This window comes from Acidaminococcus fermentans, assembly GCF_009696675.1.
Classification (GTDB): Bacteria; Bacillota; Negativicutes; order Acidaminococcales; family Acidaminococcaceae; genus Acidaminococcus.
Map to the genome: position 1 here is coordinate 1 of NZ_VULN01000026.1, position 15,507 is coordinate 15,507.

At 52.1% G+C, this 15,507-nt stretch carries 11 protein-coding genes and 1 pseudogene; 9 read left to right on the top strand and 3 right to left on the bottom strand.

The features are described from left to right. Positions 1-129 precede the first annotated feature (129 nt). Positions 130-549, bottom strand: a pseudogene (locus FX155_RS11195) (amino acid permease); the annotation flags it as partial. 125 nt (positions 550-674) lie between these two features. Between FX155_RS11195 and FX155_RS11200 the strand changes: the two are divergent. Further along, positions 675-1,955, top strand: a complete 1,281-nt coding sequence (locus FX155_RS11200) for a M18 family aminopeptidase (protein ID WP_154488767.1) — start codon at positions 675-677, stop codon at positions 1,953-1,955. 31 nt (positions 1,956-1,986) lie between these two features. Here the strand turns inward: FX155_RS11200 and FX155_RS11205 are convergent, their stop codons facing one another. Both FX155_RS11205 and FX155_RS11210 read right to left on the bottom strand, forming a co-directional pair. Continuing rightward, positions 1,987-2,955, bottom strand: a complete 969-nt coding sequence (locus FX155_RS11205) for a lactate/malate family dehydrogenase (protein WP_022487515.1) — start codon at positions 2,953-2,955, stop codon at positions 1,987-1,989. 481 nt (positions 2,956-3,436) lie between these two features. After that, a complete protein-coding gene (locus FX155_RS11210; protein ID WP_154488769.1) occupies positions 3,437-4,042 on the bottom strand; it encodes an ECF transporter S component in 606 nt (201 codons plus the stop codon). A gap of 215 nt (positions 4,043-4,257) precedes the next feature. Between FX155_RS11210 and FX155_RS11215 the strand changes: the two genes are divergently transcribed. The 8 genes from FX155_RS11215 (at position 4,258) to FX155_RS11250 (ending at position 15,308) form a co-directional block, all read left to right on the top strand. Next, entirely contained in the window at positions 4,258-5,109 is an 852-nt protein-coding gene (locus FX155_RS11215; RefSeq protein WP_154488771.1) for a ChbG/HpnK family deacetylase, read from the top strand. Positions 5,110-5,658: 549 nt separating this feature from the next. Next, on the top strand, positions 5,659-6,561 hold the full coding sequence (pfkB, locus tag FX155_RS11220) for a 1-phosphofructokinase (protein WP_154488773.1): 903 nt from the start codon (positions 5,659-5,661) through the stop codon (positions 6,559-6,561). Between the two features lies 1 nt (position 6,562). Further along, positions 6,563-8,482, top strand: coding sequence for a PTS fructose transporter subunit IIABC (locus FX155_RS11225; protein WP_022487627.1), 1,920 nt, complete (start codon positions 6,563-6,565; stop codon positions 8,480-8,482). A 610-nt stretch (positions 8,483-9,092) separates the two neighbouring features. Continuing rightward, complete coding sequence (locus FX155_RS11230) at positions 9,093-9,731, top strand: prepilin peptidase (protein ID WP_154488774.1); 639 nt, start codon at positions 9,093-9,095, stop codon at positions 9,729-9,731. A 36-nt stretch (positions 9,732-9,767) separates the two neighbouring features. After that, positions 9,768-11,111: a pilus assembly protein TadG-related protein gene (locus FX155_RS11235; RefSeq protein ID WP_154488776.1), complete on the top strand. Its 1,344-nt coding sequence runs from the start codon at positions 9,768-9,770 to the stop codon at positions 11,109-11,111. 354 nt (positions 11,112-11,465) lie between these two features. Continuing rightward, positions 11,466-12,359 carry an Rpn family recombination-promoting nuclease/putative transposase gene (locus FX155_RS11240; RefSeq protein WP_154488780.1) on the top strand — a complete coding sequence of 298 codons (894 nt, stop codon included), beginning with the start codon at positions 11,466-11,468 and terminating at the stop codon, positions 12,357-12,359. A gap of 225 nt (positions 12,360-12,584) precedes the next feature. Beyond that, positions 12,585-14,348 (top strand): glycosyltransferase family 39 protein, encoded by a 1,764-nt coding sequence (locus FX155_RS11245; RefSeq protein ID WP_154488777.1) that lies wholly within the window; start codon positions 12,585-12,587, stop codon positions 14,346-14,348. Positions 14,349-14,369: 21 nt separating this feature from the next. After that, positions 14,370-15,308 carry a glycosyltransferase gene (locus FX155_RS11250; protein WP_154488779.1) on the top strand — a complete coding sequence of 313 codons (939 nt, stop codon included), beginning with the start codon at positions 14,370-14,372 and terminating at the stop codon, positions 15,306-15,308. Positions 15,309-15,507: the final 199 nt, after the last annotated feature.

A 15,507-nucleotide genomic window follows, 5' to 3' on the forward strand; every position in this document is an offset into this window, starting at 1 on the left:
TTATCGATGGCATGGTTTGTCTAACAAGCTTGAAGGATGTCAGAAAAGTTGATGAATCTTGTACATCGATTCGTTTTTTATGCCTGATTTTTTTAGTTTTGTGTCCAATTTTTGTTGACAAGTGCAAGCGATGCATTGCAGGACCAGGGGCGAAATCATTTTCGTCAGGGATCCGTTCTGGAAAAAGGCCCAGCCAAAGGCGATGAGCATGTTCTGGGGTTTCTGGGCCAGGTAGGGCATGTGGACGATCCAGTAGGTCCACCCGGCGAAGTAGGCCAGCTTGGCGCCCGAAGTGGACCGGATCCAGGAGGATACGCCTCCGGCGCTGTTCTTGAAGGTGGAACCCATTTCACCGACCATGAGCACATAAGGGATGAAGTACAGGGCGAACATGAGGATCCAGGACACTACGGCCTTGAGACCCTGGTTGGCATAGCCGTTGACGATGTTCCCGAACCCCCACACGGAGGTAAAGGTCATCAGGCCCAGCGCTTGCCAGGATAAAACTTTGTTGCTTCCATTGTTGAGTGTTTTTTCTTTTTCAGCCATTGGAAAGCCTCCTTTACAAAAGATGGTTCCATTATATCATGCAGCGGTATTATCTGGCTAGTTAAATAAAAAAGTTTTTGAACAATTTTGTACCTTATGATACAATGTCAACAGGAGGTGTCGAAATGAATCAAACTACGAAAGATTTACTGAACCTGATCCAAAAGAGCACGTCTCCGTACCATACGGTGGCGGCCAGCCGTGACCTGCTGCTGGCAGACGGCTTTGTTGAACTCCCCCTGGGCGGGGACTGGACCCTGGCCCCGGACAGCAAGTACTTTGTCACATGCTTCGATTCATCCCTGTTTGCCTTCCGTACCGGTAAAGCAGGATCCCGGGGGCTGAAGATTGCAGCCGCCCATACGGATTTTCCCTGCTTCAGGCTGAAACCGGCGGCGGAAGTGGATACCCAGGGCTATGGCACCCTGAACGTGGAAGGCTACGGCGGCATGATCGTATCCACCTGGATGGACCGGCCTCTGTCCCTGGCCGGGAAAATCGTCACCCGGACCGCCGATCCCTTCAAGCCCCGGACCCATCTGGTGGATTTCAAACGGCCGCTTTTGAGCATGTCCAGCCTGGCCATCCACATGAACCGGGAAGTGAATGACGGCTACAAATGGAACAAACAGAAAGATGTATTGCCCCTAGCCACCATGCTGGGCGAGGACCCGGAAGACAAGCACTTCTTCACCAACTTCCTGGCCAAGGAACTCCAGGTGAAACCGGAAGATATCCTGTCCTTTGAACTGTCCACCTATCCGGTGGAAGAAGGCTGCACCTTCGGGCTGAAGGATGAATTCATCTCCTCCGGCCGTCTGGACAACCTGACTTCCTGCATGGGCTGCCTGAAGGGCATCATGAACGGTAAAGGCACCGAAGGACTGCGGGTGGCCTGCCTGTTTGACAACGAAGAAGTGGGCAGCAACACCAAACAGGGAGCCGATTCCCTGGTGCTGAACAACCTGCTCCACCGGATCTACACCAAACTGGGCCTGACGGAAGAAGCCCTGTATGAAGACATGGCCAACGGGTTCATGCTCAGCGTGGACGTGGCCCATGCCCTCCATCCCAACTATACGGACAAATGCGACATCACCAACAAGCCCAAACTGGGCCAGGGTGTGGTGCTGAAACAGGCCTGCAGCCAGGCGTATGCCGGGGATGCGGAAGCGGTGGCCATTGTGAAAGGCCTCTGCGCCGCCAACGGGATTCCCTGCCAGCTGTTTGTGAACCGCAGCGACATCAAAGGGGGATCCACCCTGGGGTCCATGGCATCGGCCCTGACTCCCATCCGGACCATGGATATCGGTGTGGCCCTTCTGGCCATGCACAGCGCCCGGGAAACCATGGGAGCCGCCGACCAGAAGGCGCTGGAAGATCTGATTACAGTGTTCTTTGGATAAAACGTGAGAAAAAGAAAAGGTGTGACCGCGGTCACACCTTTTCTTTTTCCTTCAAAATAATGTCATACGCCTTGCTCACATTCTCCTGGATGGCGGCGGCACAGGCTTGGAACTGCTTTTGTTCTTCCGGGGTCAGGGGCAGGTCCAGGACCTTTTCCACGCCTTCCTTGCCGATTACCGCCGGTACGCCGATAAACAGGTCCTGCTGGCCGTATTCCCCGTCCAGTTCCACCGAGCAGGGGAGCACCCGCTTTTCGTCCCGGAGGATGGTCCGCACCAGGGTGGCTGCCGCGCCGGCAATGCCGTATTCCGTGCACCATTTGCCGGAGACCGTCACCCAGCCTCCTTTGATGGCCTGTTCCTGGATTTTGGCCCGGTCGAACTTCCGTCCCGTGTGCTGTTCATACTGATCCACGGTCATCCCGGAAAAATTCAGCAGGGACCAGGGGACGAACTGGGAATTCCCGTGCTGACCCAGCATAAAGGCGCTGAAGCTCCGGCTGTCCAGCCCTGTAAAATCGCTGATGGCGTGGCGCAGCCGGGCCGAATCCAGAAGCGTCCCTGTACCCAGCACCTGGGACCGGGGGAGACCGGACAGATTGGCGATTTCCCCGGTGATCAGGTCACAGGGGTTGGTGATGTTCACAAAGATCCCATCGAACCCGGCATCCATGATCCGGGGAATGAACCGGGCCACCTGGATCACACTGTTTTTCAGTTCATCGTCCCGGTTGAAGTTCCGGCACAGAGAAATATCCCCCACGGCGATCACAATAATGGCACAGTCCTTGAGACCGGCATAGTCCGTGGTCCGGTAGGTTACCCGGTTGGGCATGAAAGGGACAGCATCGTTCAGATCATTGCATTCGCTGGTGAGTTTTTTGTCATCAATATCGCAGAGCAGAATCTCGTCAGCGATCCCCATCATTCCCAGGGAATAAGCCACATGGGCGCCCACATGGCCAACACCGACGATGCCTACAGCGTTTTTTTCAATCATGGCAGAACCTCCTTGATTTGGCAGTAATAGAATCCCTTACCAATCTATTGTAGCATGGTTCTGTGACAGCTGAAAGGACATTTGAAAATGTATACTGGATACAGGGACGGTCAGCGGACGAAGGAGACCATCTGCCGGGGGCAGATGGTTCTGAAGGGAAACGCAGCCAGGGGGCTGCTAACCCACCACCATTGCGCAAGCGCAACGGTCCCCCGCCCTTGCAAAGGGCGGATATACGATTGGGCCTATGGCCCATTGCTTTTTATAAGGATAGTAACGGGTGCTGTTTATCAGTACCTTTTTCAGGGCGGATACACGCTCGGGCTGACGCCCATTGCTTTTTGGGCACCAGGGCGATAGCCCGCGTGCCATATATCCGCCCTTTTCAAGGGCGGGGGACCAGCCGCAAGGCTGGTGGTGGGTTAGCAGCCTTCTGGCTGCGTCCACGTTCAAAGCCCGGCAGATGACGGGCTTCCCTTATTTACTTTTTAATGATCTCCGTCAGCGCCAGACTGGCCTTCTTATAGATTAGATACGTAATCCCTGACACCACCGCGTACTTCAGCAGGTTGAAGGGCAGCACCGTCAGCAGCAGGAAATCCGTCAGGCTGTGGACCAGGGGATTGGTGGCACTGGCCATTTTCAGGATCGCCTCCAGAGGGATTTTGTACAGCTTTACGTACAGCGGGATGGCCAGGAACCTGTTGGCCAGAACCGCGAACACACTGGCCACCAGGCTGCCGGCCACCAGTGCCGTCATGGCACCCTGGCGGGTCCGGTGCAGGTGATAGAACACCGTGGAGGGCAGCACATAGGCCAGGGCACACAACAGGTTCATCCCTTCCCCCACAAAAGCCGTAGAGCTTCCCACCAGCACCAGTTTGATAAGGATCTTCAGCAGTTCCGTCAGGCCCCCGGCCAGAGGCCCGATAAAGAATCCGGCAAACAAAGCCGGCAGGTCCGAAATCTCGAATTTCATGTACGCCGGGGCAAACGGCAGGGGAAACTCAAAAGCCATCAAAAGAGAAGACAAAGCCCCCAGTATTGCAATAAAAACCATAGCCCGGGGAGTCAAAGCACGATTCATGGGAAAATCTCCTTTCCAAATAAGAGCAAGTCCAGTGTAACAAAAGGGGTGGGGGATGTCAACGAGGTACCAGCCACCCAACCATCCACCTAATCACCTAACCACCTAACTCCTGAATCCCCTACAAATTTCCTGCCCCATCTGATATAATAAATAGTCACAACAACATTCGTTCCAGCCAATCCTGGCTGTTTTTCTTTGAAAGGATCTCTGTCATGTCCAAACAACTGATTGTCAATGCTGATGATTTTGGCCGTCATATCCTGATCAACCGGGCGGTGGAACGGGGGGTGGCACAGGGACTGATCCGGTCGGCCACGGTAATGGTCACCGGCGCCGCGTTTGAGGAGGCGGTGGCCCTGGCCCGCCGTACTCCCGCCCTGGGCCTGGGCATCCATTTCACCCTGGTGAACGCCAAACCAGTGCTGCCGGCCTCGGACATCCCCAGCCTGGTGGACCCGGCCACCGGGGAACTGTACCCGGACCATGGTGCGTTCGTGAAACGGTTCCTGACCGGCAAAATCCGGCTCCAGGACGTCCAGCGGGAATGCACCGCTCAGCTGGACCGGTTTTTGGATACGGGCCTGGTGCCCACCCACGCCGACAGCCATCAGCACATGCACGTGCTTCCCGGGATCATCGACATCATCCTGGACCTGTGCCTGGACCATGGGATCCCGGCGGTGCGGATCCCGGCCATCCCGGTGAGCCTTCTGGCCACCCGGCCCTCCAACCTGGGAGAACAGGTGGGCCGTACCGGTCTCCATGTGCTGGCGGAACGGGCCCGGAAGAAGGCCCACGCCCAGGGAATCCGCACTCCGGATCATTTCGGGGGCTTTGTGGCCGGGGAAGCGGTGGACAAAAAAGCCCTCCGGACCATCCTGCTCCACCTGAAGGAAGGCACCACTGAAGTGATGCTCCACCCGGGCACCAGCAACGGCATCCTGATCCCCGCCACCCAGTGGGACCACGATTTCGAAGGGGAACTGGACGCTGTAACCGATCAGGAAATCCTCCAGCTGGTAAAAGAGCAGAATATCACGGTCCAGAATTTCAGGGACCTGTAAAAAAGAAAAAAGGAAACGGCGCCGAACAAAAAGCGGCGCCTAACCCACCACCATTGCGCAGGCGCAACGGTCCCCCGCCCTTGAAAAGGGCGGATATAAGCACACGGGCAAGCGCCCTTGTGCAAAAACCAAGGCCCGGAAGCCACGAGGGTATAGCAGCCAACGCAAAGGGCGGATATAAGCACACGGGCAAGCATCCTTGTGCAAAAAAACAAGGGTCCGGAAGCCACGAGGGTATAGCAGCCAACGCAAAGGGCGGGTATACTCTCGGGCTGGCGCTTAGCGTCCATCGTAATAATTGAAACCATGTTGTGTTTTTCACTGCTGATTTTAGACGCAATATAGTAAGGTACAAGAGCGAAAGACCCGCGTCCCCTATATCCGCCCTTTACAAGGGCGGGGGACCAGCCGCAAGGCTGGTGGTGGGTTAGCAGCCACCCGGCTGCGTCTACCTTCAGGGGCCGGCGGATGCCGGGCCTCCTTCTGCACCAGGGCCCCAAGGCCCGACGTGCCCTTTTCCATCCTGCACAGAAAGGAACACCATCCAAAATGATCTATACCATCACCTTCAATCCCTCCCTGGACTACGTGGTGACCCTGTCCCGCCTCCAGGTGGGGGCCATCAACCGGAACCAGGCCGAGGAAATCTTCCCCGGGGGCAAGGGCATCAACGTGTCCTGGATCCTCCAGAACCTGGGGGTCCCCACCCGGATCCTGGGCTTTAAAGCCGGGTTCACCGGAGACGAAATCCAGCGCCTGGTGGAAGAGCGGGGCATTCCCTGCAGCCTGCTGCCTGTGGCAAACGGCTTTTCCCGGATCAACGTAAAGATCCGGGCCGGAGAAGAAACCGCCCTTAACGGCAAAGGGCCGGAAGTCACTTCCGCCGACCTGGACCGGCTCCAGGCCCAGCTCCGGGAGCTTACGTCCGAGGATATCCTGGTCCTGTCCGGCAGCGGACCCAGCGGCTGTGCCCCCTCTCTCTACGGGGACATTGCCCGGGCCATGGAGCAGCGGCACATCCCCTGTGTGGCGGATGCCACCGGCAAACTCTTGGCCGGGGCTCTTTCGGCCCATCCCTTCCTGGTAAAGCCCAACGGGGAAGAACTGGAAGACCTGCTGGGCCGGAAACTGCCCACGGAGCAGGATTTGATCCAGGGGGCCCGGGAACTCCAGCAGCAGGGAGCCCGGAACGTACTCATCAGCCTGGGGGGCGACGGTGCCCTCCTGGTAGACGAAACAGGGAAAGTCCACCGTCACCTGGCCCCCAAGGGGACCATGGTCAACACGGTGGGAGCCGGCGACAGCATGGTGGCCGGTTTCCTGGCAGGATACCTGCGGAACAAAAACTGTGAAGAAGCCCTCCACTGGGGCATCTGCGCCGGCAGCGCCACGGCGTTCACCATGCATCTGGCGGAAAAGGAAGCCATTGAACAACTGGTAAAGGGGAATTGATATGCAGATCACGGATCTACTGAAACGGGAAAGTGTGGAACTGAACGGTTCCGCCGGCAGCAAGGCAGAAGCGCTGGACAAACTGATCCAGCTTATGGTGAAACAGGGGAACATCGCCGATCCGGAAGAATACCGGAAAAAGGTCTTTGCCCGGGAAGAAGAAGGGAGCACCGGGGTTGGGGAAGGGGTAGCCATTCCTCATGCCAAGACGGCAGCGGTCACCCGTCCGGGGCTGGCCTTTATGCGCTGCAGTGACGGGGTGGAATTCGATTCCCTGGACGGACAGCCTGCCAAACTGTTCTTCCTGATCGCCGCACCGGATACCAAGGACAATGTGCATCTGGATGTGCTCAGCCGTCTGTCCACCCTGCTCATGGATCCGGATTTCATCGACGGGATCATGGCTGTGGACAGTGTGGATGCCCTCTATGAACTGATCGGCAAGGCAGAAAAAGAGAAGTTCCCGGAAGAAGCCGGGGAAGAACAGCCGGCGGAAGAAGCCCCTGCCCCGGAAGAAGCCCCCAAAGGGTACCAGGTGCTGGCGGTCACTGCCTGTCCCACCGGCATCGCCCACACCTACATGGCTGCCGAAAGCCTGGAACAGCACGCCTCCCGCCGGGGCATTTCCATTAAAGTGGAAACCAACGGCCAGAGCGGGGTGAAGAACGCCCTGACGGCGGAAGACATTGCCGGGGCCACCGGGATCATCGTGGCCGCGGACAAATACGTGCCCATGAACCGGTTCAAAGGGAAACCGGTGGTGATCGTGAAAGTGGCCGACGGCATCAACAAGGCCGACCAGCTGCTGGACGAAGCCCTCAGCGGTCAGGCTCCCATTTATCAGGGGGAAGCCGGCGGGGAAGCAGCCGGAGAAACGGCGGCGGAAGAAAGCGGCGCCCGGAAGGCCTACAAGCATCTGATGAACGGGGTATCCCACATGCTGCCCTTCGTCATCGGCGGGGGCATCCTCATCGCCCTGGCTTTCCTGTTCGACATGGGAGCCGCCGGTACCGCCCAGTTCGGGTCCAGTACCCCGCTGGCCGCCTTCTTCAAGAACGTGGGAGGCCTGGCTTTCAGCTTCATGATGCCCATGCTGGCCGGGTTCATTGCCGCCAGCATCGCCGACCGTCCCGGGCTCCTGGCCGGGTTCGTGGCCGGGGCCATGGCTTCTGCCGGGGGCAGCGGTTTCTTCGGCGCCCTGGTGGGGGGCTTTGCCGCCGGGTATCTGATCCTGGCTTTGAAGAAGGCCCTGGCCTTCCTGCCGGAATCCCTGGAAAACATCAAACCCATCCTGCTGTACCCGGTGCTGGGGCTGATGATCATGGGGGCCCTGATGGTGGTCCTGATCAACCCGGTGATGGGTGCGGTGAACCACTGGGTCAACGGGGGCCTTACCGCCATGAGCGGGGGCAGCAAAGTACTCCTGGGCCTGGTGCTGGGGGGTATGATGAGCATCGACTTCGGCGGGCCTCTCAACAAGGCCGCCTATGTGTTCGGTACTGCCTCCCTGGCCGGGGCTGACGGACAGGCCGTGTCCTCTCCCTTTATGGCCTCTGTGATGATTGGGGGCATGGTGCCGCCCCTGGCCATTGCCGTGGCCTGCCGGCTGTTCCCCAAGAAGTTCACGGCACAGGAACGGAACTCTTCCGTGACCAACTTCATCATGGGGCTCAGCTTCATCACCGAAGGGGCCATCCCCTTTGCAGCGGAAGATCCCTCCCGGGTGATTCCCGCCTGTGCCATTGGTTCCGCCGTGGCCGGGGCCCTGTCCATGGTGTTCGGCTGCACCATCCCGGCCCCTCACGGAGGCATCTTCGTGTTCGGCGTAGTCCACAACTGGCCCATGTACCTGGCCTCCTTGGCCGTAGGGACAGCAGTGGGTGCCCTGCTGCTGGGTATGTTAAAGAAGAATAGAGAGTGAAAAAAGAGGGGCGAGGGCCCCTCTTTTTTGTCAGCGGCGGTCGGATGCCAGCTGCGCTGGCTTTGAAGAGAAACGCAGCCTGGGGCTGCTAACCCACCACCCATGCTGCGCATGGATCCCCCCGCCCTTGCAAAGGGCGGATAAAGGCACGGCGGGCAGAAGCCCTTGTGCAGAAGGAGGCCCGGCTGCCGCCCGCCCTTGAAGGGAAACGCAGCCAGGGCTGCTAACCCACCACCATTGCGCAGGCGCAACGGTCCCCCGCCCTTGAAAAGGGCGGATATATGCTCGGGCCTTCGGCCCATTGCTGCTTGTCGGTGTTCGCAGTGACCACGGTTCGGTGCGGATATACGCTCGGGCAATCGGCCCATTGCTTATGGTACCAGGGCTTGTGAACCTGCGTGTCCCAAAACGAGGGACCTGTGTCCCGAGTTTTTATCCGCCCTTTGCAAGGGCGGGGGACCAGCCGTTAGGCTGGTGGTGGGTTAGCAGCGTCAGCTGCGTTTCCATTCAAAACCATCTGCCTGCGGCAGATGGTCTCCTTTAACCCTTGACAGCTGACAGCTGACCGCTTTTCCTGTATAATAGTACTAAAAAGGAGCGTACACCTGCCATGACACTTTTCTTTGTCTTTCTGCTGCTCCTGGCTGCTCTGGGGGTGGCCTGGGGCGGGTCTTTCTGGATCGACCGGCTCTATGGCCGGAACCTTTCCATCCTTACCTTCCCCGACGCCATTGCCTCCCGCAGCCGCTGGCGGAAACCCCTGCTTTTTATCGGGTTCCTGGGCTGCGGACTGCGGCTGCTGCAGCTTGCCTCCGGTCTGCCTCTGGTGCTCATGCTGGTGTTCACCGCTTTTCTCCTGTGGATGACCGTTACGGATTTCGAACAGTACTGCCTGTTTGATTCCATGATGCTTCCCTTTGCCCTGGCCGCCCTGGTGATGCTGGCCACCTATCCCGACATGCTGGTGAGCCACCTGCTGGCCGGCCTGGCTGGGGGACTGGTGTTCCTGGTGCTGGGAATCCTGTCCCGGGGTGCCCTGGGCGGGGGAGACATCAAGCTCCTGGCCGCCCTGGGCCTGTGGATGGGCCCCCAGAGCCTGGCCTTTACTGCCGCCGCCGGCACCGTCCTGGGAGGTCTGTCCGCCCTGGTGATGCTCCTGGCCGGGCAGAAGAACCGGAAAAGTTCCTTTGCCTATGGACCCTATTTCATGCTCACCGCCCTGGCCCTGATGCTGGTCCGGGGGTTGTAACATCTCATTTTCCTGTCCTTGAAGGAGGCGCTTCCCATGAAGCCTTTTACTCATAACCGGAAACAGAAAGGGGCCTTCCTGGTGCTCTTTGCCGTACTGCTGCCCGTGTTCCTGCTGCTGGTGGCCCTGGTCAGCGAAATCGGCCGGATCTGGGCCTATCACACCAAGCTCCAGAACGCTGCCGACGCCGCCGCCCTGGCCGGAGCCGCCAACTTCGTCAACGGGGACACCATCAATTCCCATCCCAATGCCGACCTGTTCGCCGACCGGTACGTAACCGCCAACCTGGGCCACAACCTGGCCAGCAGCCCCAATCTCCAGCAGTTCCAGGCCAAAACCAAAGCCGTCACCGGCAGCGAAGGAGAAAAATCCTACTACCGGGTCCATCTGGAAGAAGAAATCCCCCTGATCCAGGCCACCGCCGCCTGGCTTCACCGGCCCACGTTCCTGGTAAAGGCCACTGCCGTGGCGCTGATTGGGAAGGAAGGGACCAGTGGAGGTGGGGGAATTAAGCTGGGGAATCTTGTGAATGTAGGACTTGGAAGAAGAGGGTTTGACGGATCTTTTTACAATAATAATAATAGTGATAAGATTGGAGGTGCTACTTTTGAAGGAGATGTTGTTGTTTGGGATTGGAGAAATTATTATAAAGAAAACAATCAGGGAAGATATATGTTGTACACAAGAGAGGCATATGGGAAATCCAGAGAAACCGCTATAAGTCAAGGAATGTATAAATATCCATCTGCAGGAGTAGCTCCTAATGGTTCCAATCCCGAAAAATATTATAATGAACAGGTTTCAGCTAGTGAGCAAGCTGTTAAAGATGCATTCAAAGATATTCCCAAAACAGAAAATGATCAAAACTATACAATAACAATTTCTGACAATGGCCAGTCTATGTATAGGCTCGCCTCTAATGTTCAAAATATGAACATTAATCTTAGTGATAATTCTTTGAATTCTAATGATCCTGTATATCTTTATGTTGATGATGATCTATCTCTTCTACATATTTCTTTACAAAGCAATATAAGGCGGCCTATAATAATCTGTTATTTTGGCCATCAAGAAATAAATAATTGGAATAAGAATCCCATTACGAACGTGCAATTTGATGCCAATACTTACGACTTCCGAGGTAGTTTATATGTGCCAGGCTCATCATTATCTCCGTTTAATTTTGATAAACAAGAAAAAGACCAACATGGGAACGTACTACCTAAGCAACAATTCCATGGTTCTATTTATGCCAACGAGATAGAATTTAATGCAACACATGGTGATTTCACATTTGAAGAGTTCTCTCTTCCCGGTAGTGGCGGCGGAAGCGGTACCCCGGCCGTCAAACCCCGGCTGGTGGACAACAGCCTGTGGTGAGAAAACCAGTGCAGAGTGAAGAGTACAGAGTGAGGAGTGAAGAGCAGGGACGGCCGGGCCGACAGATCCGTTCTGGAACCGTAGGGGACCCAGGCCCGGCGCCCCGCCTGCACGTCCCCACGCCAACCACGTCCAACCATCAGTACGCGGACCCATGACCCCAACGCCGTCACGGTCGGAGGTTCGGTGGGGTGCGGGGGCTGGTTTTCATCGTACTCCCGATGAGAAAACCTCTCATTTCCATTCTTTCAAAATAGTTTGTTCCATTCATGCCCCAATTTTTCCACTTGGGAAGGAATTATCAGTTTCCTGTCGAAAGGTATTTCTATACCAACTTCACAAGGAGGCAGATTAATGGAAAGAATCAAAACCTTTGATGAACTAACCATCCGTGACAACTTTCTCTTCCAGCATGTCATGCGCAATGAACGGCTTTGTACCCATTTGATTGAAAAGATTGTGGGAATCAAAGTCCGTTCTCTGCATTACCAGGATTTCGAAAAGACCATCGACCTCCGGCTGGATGGCAAAAGTGTCCGTTTGGATGTCTATGTGGAGGATGAGGAAGGTCGTGTCTACGATATCGAGATGCAGTGCTCCAACTCCCCCAAATACGACCTGGCCAAGCGCAGCCGTTTTTATCAGAGCCTGATTGATGGGGAACTGCTGGATAAGGGCAAGCCGTACGAAGAATTGAACCCGTCCTATGTAATCTTTATTTGCACTTTCGATCCGTTTCATCGGAATCTGCCGATTTACACATTTACCCATTGCTGTCAGGAAGATAACAGGGTAAAATTAAAGGACGAAGAGACCAGAATGTTTCTGAACAGTAAGGGCAGCGAAAATGCAGCTGATCCTGACGTTGCTGCTTTTCTCCGTTACGTGGACGGAAAAGCCGCAAAAGGGAATTTTGTGGAAAGTCTGGATCAGGAAGTCCATCTTGTGAAGAGCATGGATAAAGTGAGGCGAGAATATATGATTTTAAGCGATGAAATCAGAAGGCGCCAGAAAGAAGCAGAAGAAGAAGGCAGGAAGGCAGGCCGGAAGGAAGGTTTGAAAGAAGGATTGGAGCAAGGCATGCAGCAAGGGATGCAGCAAGGGATGCAACAGGGAATGCAGGAGGAACGCGAATCCAACGTTCTTGGCATGCTGAAAGAGAAAATCCCCATGGAAACCATTTCCCGGATCACCCATTACTCCCTGGAACAGATCCAGAAACTGGGAAAACTGCACGGACTGCTTTAAAATGGAAAAGACCGCCGGAATTTCCGGCGGCCTTTTTGTGCAATCAATGGTTTCAAAAACACCTGGTCTGCTTTTTTAGTCAAAAGTATTTGCCGTGAGCAGATGGTATCATTAAATTGTTGTCCATACATACATTTTAAACGATCACCTTTTCTATCAATTTATTATGCTGTATAATAAAGAAGACAATATATTACATTTCTGTCCCAATATAGGAGTCTTACGATGAACCAAATATTTTTGAATTTAAGTGAAAATAAACGTATTTTCCTGGCAATGGCTTTTTTATTTTGTTTCCATCTATATACGATGACAACGTGCAATATCTTTTATTTCACTCCAGATGAAATGGGGTATTGGGCCAATGCAGCTGCCTATATAGGGATGGATTGGTCAGCGTTGAAGAATCCATTATACTATAATGGCGGTTATTCTTTTATCATTGCTGTCTTTATGTATTTTTTTGATTCGCCGCTTTTTATCTACCGTTCTTTAATGATTCTGAATGCACTGTTTAATTGTGTATCATTTTATTTTTTATATGAGATCCTTGTTTCTAAGTATGTTTTTACGTCAAATCATCGACAACAGGCTTTTATCTTTGCTTTACTTTCTATGGCATATCCTGCTTATACCTTATATACTGAAACCACCCAGCCAGAATGCTTGTTAATGATGCTGGGAATCCTTTCTTTTTATTTACTGATTGCTATTTTGGAGAAAGGTTCACGTAGATATTATATTTTAGAAGCTTTGATTTTAGGTTATATGTTTGCAGTACACACAAGAAGTGTACCAATCATAGTTTCTGTTATGGGGGCATTGCTTTTAAATGCTGGATGGGTCTGGCGTCAGAAAAAAACAATCGATTACAATCTGATGTTATTTTTAGGATTGATCGGTGTTTTATTTGCAGGTAATTTGTATTTAAAATATTACCTGTTGGATTCCGTGTACCTTTATTTAGGGCAGGGAGGAAATTTACTAAATGGAGGAAATTTACTATCTGGCAATTTATATAAACTGAAAGCTTTGCTTTCTGCAAAAGGCATCTTGGAATTTCTTCGGATTCTGGAAGGCCACCTTTATTATATAGTTGTTTCAACTTTTGGCTTTAGTATTTTAGGTATGATATATTCATGGTGTGAATTCTTCCGGAACAAAGAGGACTTTAAGAAAAAGATATTTTATTTTACCACTTCAGCAGCGGCTGTTTTGTCTTTGCTGATGAGCGTTCTGTATTTCACCAATTCAAATGAACAAGGCCTGGTGTTTGCTACTTTTAGCCGATACTTCGAAGCATCAATGGGTGCGGTTATGGTATCATTTGGTTTGGTGGCAGTAATTGATTGTTTGCATAATAAAAAAACAAGATTATTGCTCTCATCCTTTGTTGTTACTGTGTATATCATTTTATTGTTTCAAAATGTTATTCAGTACTATCAGGGAGTCGATGGGATTAGAAATTATCAAGTGGGTTTCTTGTTTTTTAAAGTGGGGAATACCTATTCTTACTATTACAGCTCGCTTTTTATTGTTACGGGACTTCTCATTTTGATTACAGTAAGAAAGTCGGACAATGTGCTCACCGTATCGTATGTTCTTCTGGGTACCATGTTTTTGGTTGGCAATTTTTTAAATACAGTGAATGGGTCTGTCAGAAACATGCGGTATGATACTATGATGAAAGTTTCGCAAGGTGTAGTAGAAAATTTATCACCTGATGAACATACGGTATATTTTTATTCACCAGACCATGATATAAATCGATTGGATTATTGGTGGGTTGCGCCTATCGATCTGCAATATCTTTTATTAAAAAATGTCACGGTAAATGTACTGCGCAAAAGTAACGAATTAACTGCTGATTTAAAGGGAAAATTGATTATCACTACGAATGGTGAAGATATGATAAAAAAAATGAATTATTTAAACAGCAGCAGCTTGTCCGTCTATAAAGATTTTATAATATGGAAAATGAATGAATAGATTTGGAATGGGGATTTTTATATGAAGAAAATAGCCGTACTGATTCCATGTTATAACGAAGCCAGAACAATTGGGAAAGTGGTATCTGATTATCATAATGCACTGCCGGATGCGTGCATCTATGTCTATGATAATAATTCAACGGATAACACGGCTCTCATCGCTGAGCAGAATGGTGCAATTGTCCGGCCTGAGTATCGTCAGGGAAAGGGCAATGTGATTCGTTCCATGTTTCGCGATATCAATGCGGATTGTTATCTGATGATAGATGGAGATGATACGTATCCTGCTGAGAATGCCCAGGAGATGTGTCAGCTTGTTTTGGAGGGCAAGGCTGATATGGTCATAGGGAATCGCCTGTCCACTACGTATTTTAATGAAAATAAGAGGCCCTTCCATAATTTTGGAAATGAACTTGTACGAAAATTCATCAATATTTTATGGCAACCCAAAAATCGGATCGAAGATGTTATGACAGGATATAGGGCTTTCAGCCCCCTGTTTGTTAAAACATTCCCCATATTGTCCCAAGGGTTTGAAATTGAGACGGAAATGACCATTCATGCTCTGGATAAGAACCTGTTAATTGAAAGTATCCCTGTCCAATATCGAAACCGTCCAACAGGAAGCAAAAGCAAACTAAATACTTATACAGACGGAGCCAGGGTCTTACTAACAATTTTTAATATGTATCGCCATTATAGACCTATGGCTTTTTTCGGAAGTGCTGCATTGCTTTTTCTCTTGTGTGGGATTACCCTGTTTATTCCGGTTCTTATGGAGTATATACGGATAAGGTTGGTTCCCAGATTCCCTACTTTTATCGCTAGTGGATTTTTCATGATTACGGCATTGCTTTCTTTCTTTTGCGGATTGATTCTGGATACAACCGCTGTCAATTCCCGCAAGGATTTTGAGATACAGATGAACATCATAAAGATGATACAGAAGCATGAATAAAGAACGAGGAGAAGAGAAAGGTGTACCATATATTTAGACAGTGTTAGAGCCCGTCTGAAATCGCCAAATAGGGCCCAGCTGAATTAGCCAAATTCAGCCCAATTGAAATCGCCATTCTTAAATATGTGGTACGATCAACAACTTAGAATACACTTCGGCCTAGGGCTTAAATCTTAGGCATAGTTGCTGAAATTGGTTC